This is a genomic window from Blastococcus goldschmidtiae (genome assembly GCF_031845325.1).
In the GTDB taxonomy this organism is placed as follows: domain Bacteria; phylum Actinomycetota; class Actinomycetes; order Mycobacteriales; family Geodermatophilaceae; genus Blastococcus; species Blastococcus goldschmidtiae.
Window position 1 is genome coordinate 181,266 of the sequence record NZ_JAVREI010000001.1, and the last position, 15,972, is coordinate 197,237.

The 15,972-nt window shown below is 74.6% G+C and carries 17 protein-coding genes; 11 read left to right on the plus strand and 6 right to left on the minus strand.

Going from position 1 to position 15,972, the window contains the following annotated elements; genetic code table 11:
• Positions 1 to 137: 137 nt before the first annotated feature.
• Complete coding sequence (locus RM425_RS00890) at positions 138 to 692, plus strand: NfeD family protein (RefSeq protein ID WP_311343292.1); 555 nt, start codon at positions 138 to 140, stop codon at positions 690 to 692.
• On the plus strand, positions 689 to 2,224 hold the full coding sequence (locus RM425_RS00895; protein ID WP_311343293.1) for a flotillin family protein: 1,536 nt from the start codon (positions 689 to 691) through the stop codon (positions 2,222 to 2,224). Before RM425_RS00890 ends, RM425_RS00895 begins: the two co-directional genes overlap by 4 nt.
• Before the next feature lie 196 nt (positions 2,225 to 2,420).
• Here RM425_RS00895 and RM425_RS00900 read toward each other — a convergent pair whose 3' ends face one another.
• Entirely contained in the window at positions 2,421 to 3,299 is an 879-nt protein-coding gene (locus RM425_RS00900) for a DUF3626 domain-containing protein (protein ID WP_311343294.1), read from the minus strand.
• 902 nt (positions 3,300 to 4,201) lie between these two features.
• Positions 4,202 to 5,950 (minus strand): DEAD/DEAH box helicase, encoded by a 1,749-nt coding sequence (locus tag RM425_RS00905; RefSeq protein WP_311343295.1) that lies wholly within the window; start codon positions 5,948 to 5,950, stop codon positions 4,202 to 4,204.
• A gap of 182 nt (positions 5,951 to 6,132) precedes the next feature.
• Between RM425_RS00905 and RM425_RS00910 the strand changes: the two genes are divergently transcribed.
• Genes RM425_RS00910 through RM425_RS00935 form a run of 6 tightly spaced genes read left to right on the plus strand, consistent with a single transcriptional unit; the run spans position 6,133 to position 10,692 of the window.
• Positions 6,133 to 7,395, plus strand: a complete 1,263-nt coding sequence (locus RM425_RS00910; protein WP_311343296.1) for a DUF3152 domain-containing protein — start codon at positions 6,133 to 6,135, stop codon at positions 7,393 to 7,395.
• A 49-nt stretch (positions 7,396 to 7,444) separates the two neighbouring features.
• Positions 7,445 to 8,293 carry an alpha/beta fold hydrolase gene (locus RM425_RS00915; RefSeq protein WP_311343297.1) on the plus strand — a complete coding sequence of 283 codons (849 nt, stop codon included), beginning with the start codon at positions 7,445 to 7,447 and terminating at the stop codon, positions 8,291 to 8,293.
• Complete coding sequence (locus RM425_RS00920) at positions 8,290 to 9,186, plus strand: AraC family transcriptional regulator (protein WP_311343298.1); 897 nt, start codon at positions 8,290 to 8,292, stop codon at positions 9,184 to 9,186. The genes RM425_RS00915 and RM425_RS00920 overlap by 4 nt, the downstream gene beginning before the upstream one ends.
• The gene (locus RM425_RS00925; protein ID WP_311343299.1) at positions 9,183 to 9,590 is read left to right on the plus strand and encodes a VOC family protein; all 408 of its coding nucleotides are present in this window, start codon (positions 9,183 to 9,185) and stop codon (positions 9,588 to 9,590) included. The genes RM425_RS00920 and RM425_RS00925 overlap by 4 nt, the downstream gene beginning before the upstream one ends.
• A 19-nt stretch (positions 9,591 to 9,609) precedes the next feature.
• The gene (locus RM425_RS00930) at positions 9,610 to 9,945 is read left to right on the plus strand and encodes a YnfA family protein (RefSeq protein WP_311343300.1); all 336 of its coding nucleotides are present in this window, start codon (positions 9,610 to 9,612) and stop codon (positions 9,943 to 9,945) included.
• Positions 9,946 to 9,990: 45 nt separating this feature from the next.
• Complete coding sequence (locus RM425_RS00935; RefSeq protein WP_311343301.1) at positions 9,991 to 10,692, plus strand: hypothetical protein; 702 nt, start codon at positions 9,991 to 9,993, stop codon at positions 10,690 to 10,692.
• 15 nt (positions 10,693 to 10,707) lie between these two features.
• On the opposite strand, the gene RM425_RS00940 is transcribed toward RM425_RS00935, so the two are convergent.
• Entirely contained in the window at positions 10,708 to 11,616 is a 909-nt protein-coding gene (locus tag RM425_RS00940) for a GGDEF domain-containing protein (RefSeq protein ID WP_311343302.1), read from the minus strand.
• 145 nt (positions 11,617 to 11,761) lie between these two features.
• Between RM425_RS00940 and RM425_RS00945 the strand changes: the two genes are divergently transcribed.
• The 3 genes from RM425_RS00945 to RM425_RS00955 all read left to right on the plus strand — a co-directional run bounded on the left by RM425_RS00945 (position 11,762) and on the right by RM425_RS00955 (position 14,038).
• Positions 11,762 to 12,697: a hydroxymethylglutaryl-CoA lyase gene (locus RM425_RS00945; protein ID WP_311343303.1), complete on the plus strand. Its 936-nt coding sequence runs from the start codon at positions 11,762 to 11,764 to the stop codon at positions 12,695 to 12,697.
• Entirely contained in the window at positions 12,694 to 13,209 is a 516-nt protein-coding gene (locus RM425_RS00950; RefSeq protein ID WP_311343304.1) for a flavin reductase family protein, read from the plus strand. Before RM425_RS00945 ends, RM425_RS00950 begins: the two co-directional genes overlap by 4 nt.
• Before the next feature lie 118 nt (positions 13,210 to 13,327).
• The gene (locus RM425_RS00955) at positions 13,328 to 14,038 is read left to right on the plus strand and encodes a hypothetical protein (protein WP_311343305.1); all 711 of its coding nucleotides are present in this window, start codon (positions 13,328 to 13,330) and stop codon (positions 14,036 to 14,038) included.
• A 2-nt stretch (positions 14,039 to 14,040) separates the two neighbouring features.
• Here the strand turns inward: RM425_RS00955 and RM425_RS00960 are convergent, their stop codons facing one another.
• The 3 genes from RM425_RS00960 to RM425_RS00970 are packed head-to-tail and all read right to left on the minus strand — an operon-like array spanning position 14,041 to position 15,889.
• Positions 14,041 to 14,481 carry a hypothetical protein gene (locus RM425_RS00960; RefSeq protein WP_311343306.1) on the minus strand — a complete coding sequence of 147 codons (441 nt, stop codon included), beginning with the start codon at positions 14,479 to 14,481 and terminating at the stop codon, positions 14,041 to 14,043.
• Complete coding sequence (locus tag RM425_RS00965; protein WP_311343307.1) at positions 14,474 to 14,836, minus strand: hypothetical protein; 363 nt, start codon at positions 14,834 to 14,836, stop codon at positions 14,474 to 14,476. Before RM425_RS00965 ends, RM425_RS00960 begins: the two co-directional genes overlap by 8 nt.
• 60 nt (positions 14,837 to 14,896) lie before the next feature.
• Complete coding sequence (locus RM425_RS00970) at positions 14,897 to 15,889, minus strand: aldo/keto reductase (protein WP_311343308.1); 993 nt, start codon at positions 15,887 to 15,889, stop codon at positions 14,897 to 14,899.
• Positions 15,890 to 15,972 lie beyond the last annotated feature (83 nt).

A 15,972-nucleotide genomic window follows, 5' to 3' on the forward strand; every position in this document is an offset into this window, starting at 1 on the left:
ACGGGTGCTGCGGCAGCCTGCTCCCCTGCCCCCGGCGCTCCGTCGGAGGCCCCGTTCACCCGACGGTGGATTTCCTTGCCGCCGCCGTGCCGCAACTGGAAGGGTGCTGGTCACAGGCCGACGGGAGGGCGCACGGAGTGGCAGCGGTCTTCCTCGTCATCGGCGTCCTCGGCCTGGTGGTCCTGGTCCTCTCGTTGTTCGTCGGCGAGTTCGGCGACCTGGGCATCGGCGACGTCGACGCCGATGGGCCCTTCTCGGTGCCGGCGATCGCGGCCCTGCTCGGCGGGATCGGCTTCGGCGGCGCCGCAGCCACCAGCCTGCTGCCCGACGACCTGCCCGACGCCGTCGCCGCGCTGCTCGCGCTGGCCGTGGGCCTCGCCGTCGCCGTCCCGCTCGCGTGGGGCGCGGTGCGGCTGTCCCGCGCGTTCAAGGACATGCCGACCCAGCCGACGCTGACCCGCCACTCCCTGGTCGGCGCCCAGGGCGTCGTCGTCTCCGCCGTGCCCAGCCCGGGCTACGGCGAGGTGCGGCTGACCCTCGCCGGCCAGCAGCTCAAGTTCTCCGCCCGCAGCGACGTACCGCTGCCCACCGGGACGCCGGTCTACGTGGTCGAAGCCCTCAGCGACACCGCGGTCGAGGTCGTCTCGACCGCCCCTGAAGCCCATCCCCTGCCCGGAGGCGAATCCCCGTGACGCTGGTCTACGCCATCGGCGGCATCGCCGTCCTGGTTCTCCTGCTGGTCCTGCTAGTGCTGTCCCGGATCAAGGTGGCCGGGCCCAACCAGGCCTTCCTGGTCACCGGCCGGCAGGGGCGTCAGGTGACGAGCGAGTCCGGTGTCGTGTCCCGCGACTCCTCGGGCCAGAAGGTGGTGATGGGCGCCAGCGTCTTCGTGCTGCCCGTCGTCCAGAAGCTGCACACGATGGACCTGTCCAGCCGCCGCATCCCGGTCGGCATCCGGGGCGCGGTGTCCAAGCAGGGCGTGAAGTGCGACCTGGAGGGCGTCGCGATCGTGAAGGTCGGTGGCACCGAGGACTCCATCCGCGCCGCCGCGCAGCGGTTCCTCAACCAGCAGGAGGGCATCGACACCTTCACCTCGGAGGTGCTGGCCGGTGCCCTGCGCTCGATCGTCGGCCGGCTGACCATCGAGGAGATCATCCGCGACCGGGCTGCGTTCGCCTCCGCCGTGGCCGAGGAGGCCGAGTCCTCGCTCACCGGCCAGGGCCTGGTCCTGGACACCTTCCAGCTGCAGGACATCCAGGCGGAGGGCTCCTACCTCGCCGACCTGGGCCGCCCCGAGGCGGCGCGGGTGCTCAAGGAGGCGAGCATCGCGGAGGCGCGGGCCCGGCAGGCGTCCCAGCAGGAGCAGCTGCTGGCCGACGAGGCGATCGCGATCTCCCAGCGGCAGCTGGCGCTCAAGCAGGCCGAGATCACCGCCGAGACCGACGCCGCCAAGGCTCGGGCCGCCGCGGCCGGTCCGCTCGCGCAGGCCGCGCAGGACCAGGCGATCCTCATGGAGCAGGAGAAGGTCGCGGAGCGGACGGCGGCGCTGACCGAGCGGCAGCTGGACACCCAGGTGCGCCGCCCCGCCGACGCCCAGCGTTACAAGGTCGAGCAGGAGGCCGAGGGCCGCAAGAACACGGCGATCCTCACCGCCGAGGCGCAGCGGCAGGCGACCATCGCCGCCGCGCAGGCCGCGGCCGAGCAGGCCAAGCTCTCCGGTGAGGGCGAGCGGGCCCGCCGCTCGGCACTGGCCGACGCCGAGGCGATCGAGGGCGCCAAGCGCGGTGAGGCCGAGAAGCTGCGCCGCCAGGCCATCGCCGACGCCGTCGAGCGGGAAGGCGCCGCTGAGGCGGCCGCCATCCTGGCCCGCGGTCAGGCCGAGGCGGAGTCGATGGACGCCCGCTCGGACGCCTTCGCCAAGTACGGCGAGGCAGCCATCCTGGAGATGCTGGTCAAGGTGCTGCCGGACGTCGTCGGCGCTGCTGCTGCGCCGCTGTCGGCGGTGGAGAAGATGACCGTCATCTCCACCGACGGCGCGGGCTCGCTCGGCAAGTCCGTCGCGTCGAACGTGGCGCAGGGGCTGCAGCTCTCCGGTGACCTCACCGGCATCGACGTCGCCGCGCTGCTCCGCCGCCTGGGCGGCGCCACCGGTACCGACGCCGTCACCCGCGTCCCGATCACCGCCGACGGCGACGGCGCGGCGCACAACGGCACCTCCGGCTGAGTCTGCAGCGCCTCCGCACCGGCGGCTGTGGTGGGTGCAGCCGCGCCGGATGACGTTCCGCCGCATCCTGGCGCGGTGGAACGTCGACTGCTGCGGCGTCACCCGCGCTTCGCTTTCGAGGTTCGCCGGTGCGGCCGTCGCCTGCCGCCGGGGGCGGTCGCAGCGGGCGGTCAGGCGCTGACCAACGAACAGCAGCTCAAACCTCGAGTGGAGATCCGAACCGGGCGACGCAGTGCCAGACGCGCTTGAGGTCCTGTGGGTCCCCCTGCCCTGCCCGAGCGGCCTGGCCGATCACCGCGGCATCGAGCACGCCGTCGACCGCGATGCTGCGGCCGACCTCGACGGTGCGCGGGCCGCGGAACCGGGGATGGCGGGCCAGTTTCTCCACCGTGAGCCGGCGTCCCTCGTGCCATTCGAGGGGCAGACCGAGCGCCCGGGCCTGGAACTCGGTCGGCGAACCGCGGAAGCACGGGTCGAGGACGACGGCCTCCACATCCGACGCCAGGTCGATGGGGCCGTGCACGTGGGCCTCGACGTAGTCGTCCAGCAGGCCCCCGTCCGTGGCCTCGATCTCGTCCGTCAGTGGCCGGGCCGCGAACCGCTCGACGAGGGGGAAGAGCCCGAACCGGTCGGCGGTCGCCATCGCGGTCGGCTCGAACACGGAGTCCGGGAAGCAGAACGTGGTGCGATCCAGGACAGCTCCGGTCAGGCGCAGTTGGGCCGAGCCGAAGCGCAGAGCCCCGCCGATGCGACGACGGCGGTGGTTCAGCGCCCCGTACTTCGGTCGCTCGGCGGCCGGGGCGTCGTCGTAGGCGTGCCCGAACATGCGCTGTTCCCAGCCCCAGCGGGCGCCACCGGGATGCGCGGTGAGCCCGCCGTTGCTGGTGCCGGTCTCGAACTGCGACCGGTATCGGCCGTCGCGGGACAGCCGTTCCAGCACGGTGGCGCCGCCCACCAGCCGGTCCGGGTGGAAGTTCAGGGTGACGCGCAGCGACCGGTCCAGGGGCCCACCCGACGCCGACCCCGCCACGTGCGCCACGGCCAGCCGGGCCGGGAGCGCGGATGGCGGGGGCACGACGCGATCATGGCATCGCGCGGTCGACGCGGAGCGTGGCGGATGTGCTCGACGCCGTCACTCGCTGGGACTACACATGCGAGCCATGCCAGGACGACGAGCTCCGTGATCCGTCTACGCGGAGCCGCGGCCCTCTCCGCCCTCGTCGTGGCCGCCGGCGCGGGCTGCGGTGCGCAGGAGCCCGAGCCGGCGACGCAGGAAGCGCTGCCGACGGTGTCCGTCTCGGGAGCCGACGGCACGACGGTGCACGGGACGGCCGGCGAGCTGGTCACTGACTCCTACGTGGTCGCGCGAGGCCGGTTCACCGGGGAGCCCGCCGTCGTCCACACGCAGCACGACGAGGGCATGGTCACGCACCAGGTGGTGTGGGAGTTCGCGCCGGACGAGGTGTACCGCGACGTCCGGGTGCCCGACGCCCCGGCGCGCCTGGCCGACGAGCGACGCGGCACCTTCCTCGTCGGTGCGAGCGTGAACGACGTCGGCGCCATGCGCGGGGACCTGCCGGTCGAGGCCTTCCTCGGCACCCGGCCCAGCACGTACAACCTCAACAGCTACCTCGTCGACCAGCCGTTCTACGTCTTCCTCCGGCCTGGTGCGCTGCCCAGGGACGTGGTGCAGCAGCGGCCGGAGCTGGCCGACATCTGGATCATGGCGGCGCCGGGACACTGCTACGCCGTCGACGACCTCGCCGAGTCCTGTGCCTACGTGGCCGACAGCCCGGGAGGGCAGCCGGTGGCGACGGTCGAGCCCGGGGCCCTGACGCCCCAGGGCCTGACGGCGCAGGCGGTGGAGGGCTCCGGTTCGGTATCGGCCGTGGTCAGTCCGACTACTTCACGGACTCCCAGCCGATCGACGTCACGCGGTACCGCGTGCTCGAGGGCGGCGGAGGCGAGGGCTGACGCTCAGCTGTCGGCGAGCGCCGTCGCGGGCAGCCAGTCGGCCTCGAGCAGCTCGGCGATCTCCTGCAGCGCCGAGGTGTCCGCACCCGCGGTGGAGCCGGTGACCGCCAGCCGCTCCACCATCACCCGCGCCACCTGCTCCTCCACGGTGTCCTCGGCGAAGGCCACCAGCCACGGCGAGGTCTTCCCGTCGCGGTGGGTGCGGCCGGTCACCTGGCGGGCCTGGATGCCGGAGAACCGCGGCTGGTGGAACAGCCCGACCCGCGGCAGCTCGGAGGCGTGCGAACCGTCCGGCAGCAGCTCACCGGCGTGCAGGCTGATCGAGGCGGTCACGGTGAACACGCACACCTGAGCCTCGCCCCGCTGGAAGCGCAGCCGCTCGGCCTCCACGTCGAACCGGTCGCGGCCGTAGATGCCGGCCACCTCGATCCCCGCCGCCAGCAGGGCCTCCCGGATGGGATCGGCGGCGGTCTCCACGAACTCGACCGACACCGCGACCTGCCGCTCGGCCTCGACCTGAGCCCTCACCCAGTCGACCGTGGCCTGGACCCGGATCAGCCCCGCCTTCTGCCGGAACCGCAGCAGCGCGGCGCGGCCGCGGGCGGTCTGCCGCCCCCGCCGGGCCAGCTGCATCTCGGCGCGGAACTCGGACCACTCCGCCTCGTAGGACGCCCGCTCGGTCGGCGTCAGCGCTACCGGCGCCCCACCCACCGACACCGCACCCCAGGGCGCGGGACGGTGCAGCGTGGCGGGCGGTTCGGCCTCGGCCAGCCAGCCCTGCAGCGTCGCGAGGTCGGCCCGTCGCTCGTCGGCGTCCTCGGTCCACTGCCAGCCGTAGCGGCCACGTTCCACGTGGAACCCTCGCGCGGCCAGGCGGGCGGGGAGGTCGGCCCAGTCCTTCAGCGGGTCCCCGTGCTGGGCGGCGAACTGCGGCGCCAGGTAGGGCAGCTCGAGCGGGGTGTGCGCCGGCGTCGCGGTGCAGGCCAGCACGTAGGGCGCGTCCTTGACCCGGGCCGCGCCGGAGACGGCCTTCCAGTGCTTCCAGCGCTGCGTGGTCGTGTGCCGCACCATGTGTGCCTCGTCGGCGACGACGACGTCGAACCGGGCGGCGGTCGCCCGCTGCACCGCCGCGACCTTGCCCAGCCGGTCCCAGGTGGTGACGCACCAGCGCAGGCCGCCGTCGCCGAACCCGGCGATCGAGCGGGACCAGTGCGGGATGGTGATGGCCGCCGGCCGGTCGGCCACGACCAGCACCCGCCGGACGTCGCGCTGCTCGGCGATCGCCTTGACGGCCAGGATTGCCGTACCGGTCTTGCCGACGCCGGGGTCGTCGCCGAGCAGGAAGACCCGGCCCCCGGCTGCCGCGTGGGCAGCCACGACGTCGGCGCCATCGCACTGCTGGTCGCGCGGTGTCAGCGGGCGCGCCTCGGGCAGCGGGCGCGGGGACTCGTTGAGCTCGTCCTCGACGAAGCGCTCGAAGCTGTACGGCGGCGGGTCGTAGGGCACCAGCGCCGCGGGCAGCTCGCCGCCGACCCACACGTGTGCCTGCAGCCCGGCGTGCCAGACCGCGCCCGGCGCAGGAGCCCGGAACGGCACGGCCAGCACCCAGACCCGCTCACCGGGGCCCGCGCACGGCAGCTCCGCGTTCGCCTTGCTCGGCTTCGCCGGTGCCCGCTTCCGCGGTGCCGCGGACCCCGTGCGGGTCGTCGTGCTTGTGGTGCTCCGGCTGGTGCGCCGCCGTCGTCCCGGCATGCCGGTACCTCCCCCTCGTCCCGGGGCACGGTAGGCGCCGCCTTCGACCGAGTCGCCTCGCCGGGCGGTATGTCGCGGCACCGGCAGCGGACGCCGGCGCTCGCGCGGGTTCCCCTGGAGCGGGGACGGCCGTTACGGTGCATCGCGTCGTGCCCCCGGACCCGGACGGTGAGGAGCGGACCATGTCCAGCACCTGGCGCGCACTGCTGGTGGCCCTGGCGGCGTTCGCGGCGGTCCTGGTCCCGCCGAGCGCCCCGGCCGAGGCCGCCGAGCGGACGGTCACCTACACCGTGTCCTCACGGGGCGGGGTGGCCGCCGACCCCGGGCAGTTCGCGGCCGTCGCCCGCGACGCCCTCAGCGACCCCCGCGGGTGGAGCCTCGGCGGCACCCTCGCGTTCCAGCAGGTGGGCTCGGGCAGCGACTTCGACCTGATCCTGGCGTCCCCGTCGGTGATCGCGAACGCGGCGCCCGGCTGCAGCGCCCAGTGGAGCTGCCGGGTGGGGCGCTCGGTCTACATCAACGACGAGCGCTGGCGGTTCGGCACCGACGCCTGGACGCACAGCCTGGCCGACTACCAGCGGTACGTGATCCTGCACGAGGTCGGGCACTGGATCGGCATCCCGCACACCGACTGCCCGGCCCGGGGCCGCACGGCCTGGGTGATGCAGCAGCAGTCGATCTCGCTGCAGGGCTGCCTGGCCAACGTGTGGCCGGTCATCGCCGAGCGGGAGCGGGCGGGGCAGCGCATGGGCGTCTCGGTGAACTGGTCGGCGATCGAGCGGCGCTACCGGGACCTGGGACAGGCCGGCGGTCGGCTGGGCGGCCCGGTGACCTGGGAGCTGCCGACGCCGGGCGACCGCGGCCGGATGCAGCACTACAACCGCCCCGACGGCGCGTCGATCTACTGGTCGCCGTCGACCGGAGCGCACGAGATCTACGGCCTGATCCGGTCCCGCTGGGCCCGGACGGGCTGGGAGCTGGGTCCCCTCGGCTTCCCGGTGACCGGTGAACTGCCGACCCCGGACGGGACGGGACGGATGAGCCACTTCGCGGGTTCGGGTGGCGGGTCCATCTACTGGCACCCGTGGACCGGCGCGAACGAGGTCTACGGGGCCATCCGGGCGAAGTACGGCCAGCTGGGCTGGGAGCGGGGCCGGCTCAGCTACCCGGTGACCGGTGAATGGCCGACCCCGGACGGCCGGGGCCGGTTCAACCACTTCGCGGGTTCGGGCGGTGCGTCCATCTACTGGACCCCCAGCACCGGTGCGCACGAGGTCTACGGCGCGATCCGGGGGCGCTGGGCGGAGCGGGGCTGGGAGCGCGGACCGCTGGGCTACCCCGTCAGCGGCGAGTACGACGTGCCCGGCGGCCGGCAGAGCGACTTCGAGGGCGGCTCGATCCGCTGGAACGCCGCGACCGGCGCCACGGAGGTGCTGCCGCGCTGACGGCGCGCCCCGGGCGGCCGCCGCTGCTTGGGCCTGGTGGGATGGGCGGGTGGACGACGACCTCCGGCTGCACGGCCGCACCCTGGGCGACGCCGGGCCCCGCATGGTCTTCCTGCACGGGCTGTTCGGCCAGGGGAAGAACTGGACCACGATCGCCAAGGGGCTGGCCGACCGGCACCGGGTCACGTTGCTCGACCTGCCCAACCACGGCCACTCGCCCTGGACCGACCGCGTGGACTACGTGGACATGGCCGACCTGGTCGCCGCCGGGTTGGCGGTGCACGGCGAACCGGTGACCCTGGTCGGTCACTCGATGGGCGGCAAGGTGGCGATGACCCTCGCCCTGCGCCGTCCCGAGTTGCTGCACGCGCTCGTCGTCGTCGACATCGCACCCGTCGAGTACCCGCTCCAGGGCGGCCGGACGGACGACGAGGACGAGGAGGCGTCCCCGTTCGCGGCCTTCATCGCCGCCATGAAGGCCATGGACCTGAGCGCGCTGGACAGCCGCGCCGACGCCGACGCCGCGCTGAGGACCGCCGTCCCGAGCCGGATGGTGCGCAGCTTTCTGCTGCAGAGCCTGGTGCGGGACGGGCTGGGCCCGGACGGCGGCTGGCAGTGGCGGCTCAACCTCGACCTGCTCGGGCGCGACCTCGGCGAGCTGCGCGGCTTCCCGGACCCGCCGGCCGGTGCCACCTTCGACGGACCCGTGCTCTGGATCGCCGGGGCGAACTCGCACTACGTCCTCCCCCGCGACCGGGAGCGCATGGACGAGCTGTTTCCCTCCACCCGGCTCGTCCGCGTCAAGAACGCCGGCCACTGGGTGCACTCCGAGCAGCCCGAGGTCTTCCTCGAGACGCTGCGGCTGTTCCTGGACGCCGTGTACACCGCCGACGGGTGAGCACCCTGTCGCCGGCCGCGCGCTCGGGCCATGCTGAGGCGATGCGGCAGGAGTCGGTGGTGCATCGGGTGCACCCCCGGCTGCGCCCGTTCGTCGCCGCTGCGGTGGGTTACCGGCACGAGGGGTTGCCGCCCGGTCAGCACCTGGGCCTGCCCTCCCCCTTCCTCACCGTCATCGTCGCGCTCGACGAGCCGCTGGAGATGGCCGCCCATCCCGACCCCGCCCAGTCCCCCGGACGCTACGACGGGCTCGTGGGTGGGCTGCACACCCGCCCGGCACGCATCGCCCACCCGGGGCGGCAGTCCGGCATCCAGCTGTCGCTGACCCCGGCCGGCGCCCGTGCTCTGCTCGGCTGCCCCGCCGCGGCGCTGGCGTCGCTGGACGCCCCACTGGACGACGTCCTCGGCCCGGTCGGCGCGGAGGTGATCGAGCGGGTGCGGTCCGCCGAGGGGTGGGCCGCCCGCTTCGCCGTCCTGGAGGCGGCGCTGCTCCGCCGGGTCGGGTACGGCGAGGTCAGAACCGAGGTGGCGGAGGCCTGGCGGCTCACGACGGCGTCGGCCGGCCGGTTGCCGGTGGCCGAGGTCGCCGCCCGAGTGGGCTGGTCGGTGCGGCACCTGGAGCAGCGGTTCCGGGCCGAGACCGGGCTGGGCCCCAAGGAGGCGGCCCGGGTCGCGCGGTTCGACCGGGCCCGCCGGGCGCTGGCCGAGCGGGCGGCAGCCGGGCGGGGGCTCGACCTGGCCGGGCTCGCCGGAGCGACCGGCTTCGCCGACCAGGCGCACCTGACCCGCGAGTGGCGGGCGTTCTCCGGACTGCCGCCGACGCGCTGGCTGGCCCGGGAGTTCGGATTCGTGCAAGACACCCGGGCGCTCTCCGCGGCACTGTCCACGGCATGACCTCTCCCCAGCCCACCGTCTGGCCCGCCTTCCGCGCCCGCGACGCCCGCGCCCTCATCCGTTTCCTCGTGGACGTCCTCGGATTCCAGGAGACGGTCGTGCACCGCGACGGCGACCTCGTCGCGCACGCCCAACTCGCCTGGCCCGAAGGCGGAGGCGTGATGCTCGGGTCGGCCAGGGACGCCGTCGACGACCCGTGGCCGGTCGTGCCCGGCACCGCGGCCTGCTACGTCGTGACCGCCGACCCGGAAGGCGTGCACTCCCGGGCCGTGGCGGCCGGCGCCGAGATCCTGCGCGCGCCGTACACGACCGACTACGGCTCCCGCGACGTCACGCTGCGGGACCCCGAGGGCAACCTCTGGCAGTTCGGCACGTACGCGGGGGAGCCGCGGCGGTCCGCGTGAGGCGCTCTACCGTCCGAGGGTGACCGTCGCGCGCTCCGTCCTGCTGTTCGTGCTGGCCGCCCTGGCCGAGATCGGCGGCGCCTGGCTGGTCTGGCAGGGCGTGCGCGAGGCCCGTGGCTGGCTGTGGATCGGCGCCGGGGTCATCGCGCTGGGCGCCTACGGCTTCGTGGCCACCCTCCAGCCGAACGCGAACTTCGGCCGGATCCTCGCCGCCTACGGCGGCGTCTTCGTCGCCGGATCCCTGCTGTGGGGAATGGCGGTCGACGGCTTCCGGCCGGACCGGTACGACGTCGCCGGCGCGCTGCTGTGCCTGGTCGGCGTCGCCGTCATCATGTACGCGCCGCGCGCCGGCTGAGCCGGCCGTCGCAGGATCCGACGGGCAGCCCGGCAGACTGGCGGCGTGAACGGGAACGGGTCGGAGTCCGACGGCTCCGAGGAGCGGTACACGGGGCCGCCGTCCTACGGCACGCCACCCGGCTACGGCCCGCCCCCTGGCTACGGTCCGCCATCCGGTTACGGGCCACCGCCGGGCTACGGCCCGCCACCCGGTTACGGCCCGCCACCCGGTTACGGTCCGCCACCCGGTTACGGCCCGCCACCCGGTTACGGCCCGCCACCCGGTCACGGGCCACCGCCGGGCTACGGCCCGCCTCCTGGATACGGCAGGGGCTTTCCCGGGCCGGTACCGACCTGGCCGGCCGGGCCGGGGCGACCCGGCGTCGCCACCTCGGCCGCCGTCCTGGGATTCGTCACCGCCGGCCTGACGGCCCTGATGACCGCCGGCTTCCTCCTCGGATTCGCCGCCGGCGACGACGACGCCGTGTACGTGCTGACGATCGTCACCGGCGCGCTCTGCGCTGCCGGGCTCCTCACCGGCGCCGTCCGGCTGCTGAGCCGGACATCGGCCGACCTGCTCTTCGTCAGCGCGCTCGCCTCGCTCGCCTCGCTCGCGCTCATCGCCGTGGTGGGCGCGACCACGCTCTACGCGGACGAGGCCGAATTCATCCTCGTCTTCTCGTTCCTGGGGGCACCGCTGCCGGCCGTCACCGCGGTCCTGGCCCGGAACCGGGCGACGACGGGCTGGGTGTCGTCCGGTCCCTGACGGGGCCCGCCGGTCTCAGCGGGACCGGGACCGTGCACGCCGGCGGCGGGCCTTGTCGCGGTACATCGCGTCGTCGGCCGCGCGGACGACCTGCTCGTGCACGTCGGCCGGCTCCTCGCCTCCGGGTGCGGAGCCGATCCCGATGCTGAGGCCGATGGAGACCTCCTGACCGCTGAGCTCCAGCGGCGCGGTCACCGCGGTGCGCAGGCGGGCGGCCAGCACCTCGGCGTCGGGTCGGTCGGTGTTCTCGCACACGATGCTGAACTCGTCGCCACCCAGGCGGGCCGCGGTGTCGCTGGCCCGCAGCACCGACCGCATCCGGTCGGCGAAGGCCACGAGCACGAGGTCGCCCATCGGGTGGCCCAGCTCGTCGTTGATGGCCTTGAAGCCGTCCAGGTCCATGATCAGCACGCACGTGGGCGTGCGCTCGCGCTGGCCACGCTCCAGGGCGTGCCACAGCCGGTCCTGGAAGAGCGACCGGTTGGGCAGCCCGGTGAGCGGGTCGTGCAGCGAGCGGTGGACCAGCTGCGCCTCGAGTTCCTTCCGCTCGGTGATGTCCTCGATGATCATGACCAGGTGCGGCTCCCGGCCGGTCTCCTGGGGCGTGACCCACGAGGTGGCGATCTGCACCGGCACGGGGTTGCCGTCGGCGCGCACCAGACGGCATTCCTGGCGCACCGCCCGCTCGGGCGCGACCCGGAGGCCGGCGCAGGCCTCCCGCGCGGCGGTCGCGTCGCCGGGGTGGGTGAGGTCGAACAGCGAACGCCCGCGCAGCTCCTCCGGGGAGGCGCCGAGCAGCTCGCCCAGGGCCCGGTTCACGTCGATCAGCACACCGTCGGTGGTGGTCAGGGCGACACCCATGGGTGCGTGGGCGAACACGGTGGCATGGTCGGCAGGGGGCAGCGCATCCACCACCTCGATCACATCCCCACCTCCGTCGCCGTGCCTTCATCTTGCGCGACGGCACCGACGAACGGTGCGGCAGGCGTCACGGAACCGTTCCGGGTCGCCTCAATGGGGGACCCCGGACGGGTGCAGGATGCACGGAGAGTCCCGTCAGGAGGCGTCCGTGAACGAGTTCGACCTGGTGCTGCCCGCGGCGGTCGACGTCCGCGAGGTGGGCATGCGCGACGGCCTGCAGCTCGAGGCCCCGGTCCCGCTGGAGGCCAAGCTGGAGATGCTGGAGGCGCTCGTCGCCACCGGCGTGCGCCGCATCGAGGCGACGTCGTTCGTCTCGCCGAAGGCCGTGCCGGCGCTGGCCGACGCCGAGCAGGTGGCCGCAGAGCTCGCCCGCTGGCCCGAGGTGCACTGGTCGGCGCTGGTGGCCAACCCGCGCGGTGCCGTCCGCGCCGTCGACGCCGGGGTGGCCGACCTCGAATACGTGGTGTCGGCCACCGACGGGCACAGCCGCGCCAACGCCGGGCGCTCGACCGCCGAGGCCGTCGCCGCGGTCGGTGAGATCGCCGGTCTGGCCCACGGCGCCGGCGGCTCGCTGGAGGTCATCATCGCCACCGCCTGGGACTGCCCCTTCGACGGCCGCACGCCCATCGCCCGCACGGTCGACGTCGCCCGCGCCGCCGTCACCGCCGGTGCCGACCAGCTGTGCCTGGGCGACACCATCGGGACGACGACGCCGCTGCGCGTGGTGCAGCTGCTCGACGCGGTCCGCCGGGCGTGCCCGGGCATCCCGGTGGGCGTGCACTTCCACGACACCCGCGGCACGGGGCAGGCCAACGCGCTGGCCGCGGTGCAGGCGGGCGTGACCCAGCTGGACGCCTCCATCGGCGGGCTCGGTGGCTGTCCCTTCGCCCCGGGCGCCAGCGGCAACATCGCCACCGAGGAGCTGGTGTACATGCTGGAGGAGTCCGGCGTGCGGACGGGCCTGGACCTCGACGCCCTCCTGGTCGCCGCCCGCGCGACCGAGCGCGCCGTCGGGCACGAGCTGCCCAGCTCGCTGTACCGGGCCGGTGGGCGTTCCGTGCCGCGTCCCCTGGACGCCCGGTGAGCGCCGCGGGCTCGGAGGAGCCGCAGCGGATCGTCGACCCGCTCGTGATGCGCGACGTCCTGGGCCACTTCGCGTCCGGCGTCACCGTGCTGACGGCGGACACCGCCGACGGCCCGATCGGCTTCACCTGCCAGTCCTTCAGCTCGCTGTCGCTCGAGCCGCCGCTGGTCGCGTTCGCGCCGGCCCGCTCGTCGCGGACCTGGGCGCGGCTGCGCGACCTCGGCCGGTTCTGCATCAACGTCCTGGCCGAGGGGCAGGACGCGGTGTCCCAGAACTTCGCCCGCTCGGTGCCCGACAAGTTCGCCGGTGTGCCGTGGACCCCCAGCCCGCACGGCTCGCCGGTGCTCGACGACGTCGTCGCCTGGATCGACGGCGAGCTGTGGGCCGAGTACGACGGCGGCGACCACACCATCGTGGTCGCCCGCGTGCTCGATCTGGGCGCCTCGTCCGACCGGCGCCCCCTGCTGTTCCACCGGGGCTCCTACGAGCTGCTGCACCGCGCCGAGGGCTGAAGAAGGATCCCGGTCTCCTCATCCCTCGCTCCGCTCGGCACGAGCCCCGGGACGGGGCCTGGGTGTGGGCCGGGGCGCCGACGGGCACCGCAGGACAGACACCGCGAGGGAGGACGTCATGGGACTGCTCGACCGGCTCTTCGGCCGCGGCCGGGGGCACGCCGCCGGTTCCCGAGGTCAGGGGTACGGGCAGGCGGGCCCGGGTCGCTACGCCCGGCAGCCCGACGGGCAGCCGCTGCCGGACGAACAGGCCGTCGCCCGGTACCGGTACCTGCTGCGCACCGCGCCGCCGGAGCAGATCGAGCAGGCCCACGCCGAGGCGTTCGCGCAGCTCACGACCGACCAGCGGCAGCAGGTGCTCGCCCAGCTGGCCGCGGCCGTGCCGGCCGGCGAGCGCCCGCGCACCGACGACGTGGAGACCCTGGCCCGGGTGGCCACCCGCGCCGAGATGCGCCGGCCGGGCACGCTGGAACGTGCCCTGGGCGGTCACGGGCCCGGCTACGGCGCGGACCCCGGGTACGGCGCCCGTCCCGGCTACGGCGCCGGCTACGGCGGCGGCATGGGGATGGGCGGCATGATCGGCGGCAGCCTGCTGGGCACCATCGGTGGCCTGGTCATCGGCACCGCCGTCGCCGATGCGCTCTTCGACAGCGGCCTGGGTGACGGTGGCCTGTTCGGCGGCGGGGACGAGGAGGCCTACGCCCAGGGCTTCGAGGACGGCGGGGACTCCGGTGCCGGGGACTTCGGCGGCGGCGGCGACTTCGGGGGCGGCGATCTCGGGGGCGGGGACTTCGGCGGGGGCGGCGACTTCGGGGGCGGCGACTTCTGAGCTCAGCGCCCCGTCGGACCGGCCGCCCGACGGCTGCCGCGGAGCAGCAGCAGGCCCAGCACGGGCAGCACCAGCGGCAAGTACAGGTAGCCGCGGCCGTAGCCCGACCACACCGTCTCGTCCGGGAAGGCCGCCGGATCGGCCAGTGACAGCGTGCCGACGACGAGGACGCCGACGAGCTCGACGCTGATCGCGGCCAGGGCCACCCGACGTCCCGCCGGTCCGCAGGCCAGCGCAAGGGTGGCCACCAGGTAGACCGCCGCGGCCAGCGCCGACAGCAGGTAGGCCAGCGGCGCCTCGTCGAAGCGGGTGGCCAGCTGCACACCGGCCCGCGCCCCTGCCGCCAGCGCGAAGACGGCGTAGAGCGCCACCAGCACCCGCGCGGCGCCCGGCGTCCCGGACCCCGGCTGCGCCGGCGCCCCGAGCGTGCGGTCGTCAGGCACCGGTCGCCTCCCAAAGCTCGAGCAGCCGCCAGACCATGACGCCCACGGATGCACCGGCTACGGCCAGCACGGTGCCGGCCCAGCGGGTCACCTCGGTGCGCGCCCACAGCACGCCGGCGACGGGGATGAGCACGACGCCGGACAGGTAGCCGAGGAACGTGGGGGTGTCGGCCGGGGTGTCGGCGTCCAGCGCCGCGAGGGCGACGACCGCCTGCACCAGCAGCAGCGCCTCCAGGACCCCGGCCAGGACCAGGTGCACCAGGCCGATCCGGCGCCGGGCCAGCGTCGAGGCCACGCCGGCCACCACGAGCAGCACGGCGACCACGGTGGTGACGACGACGAGCCCGGGCTGCACGGGGCCATCCTCCCGCGCCGCCCCAGCCGATCCTGCTGACGGGGGGCGGCGGGCCCGCCCTCAGCGGTGCACGGAGGACATGTCCGGGTAGCGATCACCGGCCGCGGCGCCGACCGGCGCGGCCTCGTCGATCCGGCGCAGCTCGTCGTCGGTCAGCGCGACCCCGGCGGCCGCGGCGTTCTCCTCCAGGTACCGCACCCGCTTCGTGCCCGGGATCGGTACCACCGCCGGGTTCCCCCCGCGCCCGCTCTGCGCCGTCACCCACGCGAGGGCCAGCTGCCCGGCCGTCACGCCCTTCTCCTCGGCGATCGTGCGCACCCGGTCCACCAGGGCCAGGTTGTGCTCGAGAGCCTCGCCCCGGAACCGTGGGTTGCCCCGGCGGAAGTCGCCCCGCTCGAGGTCCTCCCGGCTGCGGATGGTCCCCGACAGGAAGCCGCGACCGAGGGGCGAGTAGGCCACGAAGCCGATGCCCAGCTCGGCACAGGTGGCCAGCACGCCGTCGTCCTCGGGGTCGCGGGTCCACAGCGAGTACTCCGTCTGCGCCGCGGTCACCGGCTGCACGGCGTGCGCGCGCCGGATGGTGTCCGGGGCGGCCTCGGAGATGCCAGCGTGCCGGATCTTGCCGGCCTCGACGAGCTCGCGCAGCGCGCCCCAGGTGTCCTCGACGGGCACGGTGGGATCGACGCGGTGCTGGTAGTAGAGGTCGATGACCTCGACGCCCAGTCGCTGCAGCGAGGCGTCGCAGGCCCGGTGGACGTACTCGGGGCGCCCGTTGACGCCCAGGAACCCGCCGTCCTCCCCGCGCTCGTTGCCGAACTTGGTGGCCAGCACGACCTCGTCCCGCCGGCCGGCGATCGCCTGCCCGACCAGGCGCTCGTTGGTGAAGGGGCCGTACATGTCCGCGGTGTCCAGGAACGTCACGCCCAGGTCCAGGGCGCGGGAGATGGTGCGCTCCGCCTCCGCCTGGTCCGCAGTGCCGTAGAACTCGCTCATCCCCATGCAGCCAAGGCCCTGGGCCGGGACGGAGAGGGAGCCGAGGGTGCGTGTCTGCATGCGTCGCTCCTGCCCGGAGGGGGCCGGTCCCAACCGGTGACCCCCGGTCCCGGGATCCGGAACGCGTGTGGCAGGTTAGGGCC

What these genes read in the sequence shown, in the direction of transcription:
- RM425_RS00905 (WP_311343295.1), bottom strand. Translation starts at nt 5,950, where the DNA reads ATGCCGGGACGACGGCGGCGCACCAGCCGGAGCACCACAAGCACGACG.
- RM425_RS00910 (WP_311343296.1), top strand. Translation starts at nt 6,133, where the DNA reads ATGTCCAGCACCTGGCGCGCACTGCTGGTGGCCCTGGCGGCGTTCGCG.
- RM425_RS00955 (WP_311343305.1), top strand. Translation starts at nt 13,328, where the DNA reads ATGGGACTGCTCGACCGGCTCTTCGGCCGCGGCCGGGGGCACGCCGCC.
- RM425_RS00970 (WP_311343308.1), bottom strand. Translation starts at nt 15,889, where the DNA reads ATGCAGACACGCACCCTCGGCTCCCTCTCCGTCCCGGCCCAGGGCCTT.
- RM425_RS00925 (WP_311343299.1), top strand. Translation starts at nt 9,183, where the DNA reads ATGACCTCTCCCCAGCCCACCGTCTGGCCCGCCTTCCGCGCCCGCGAC.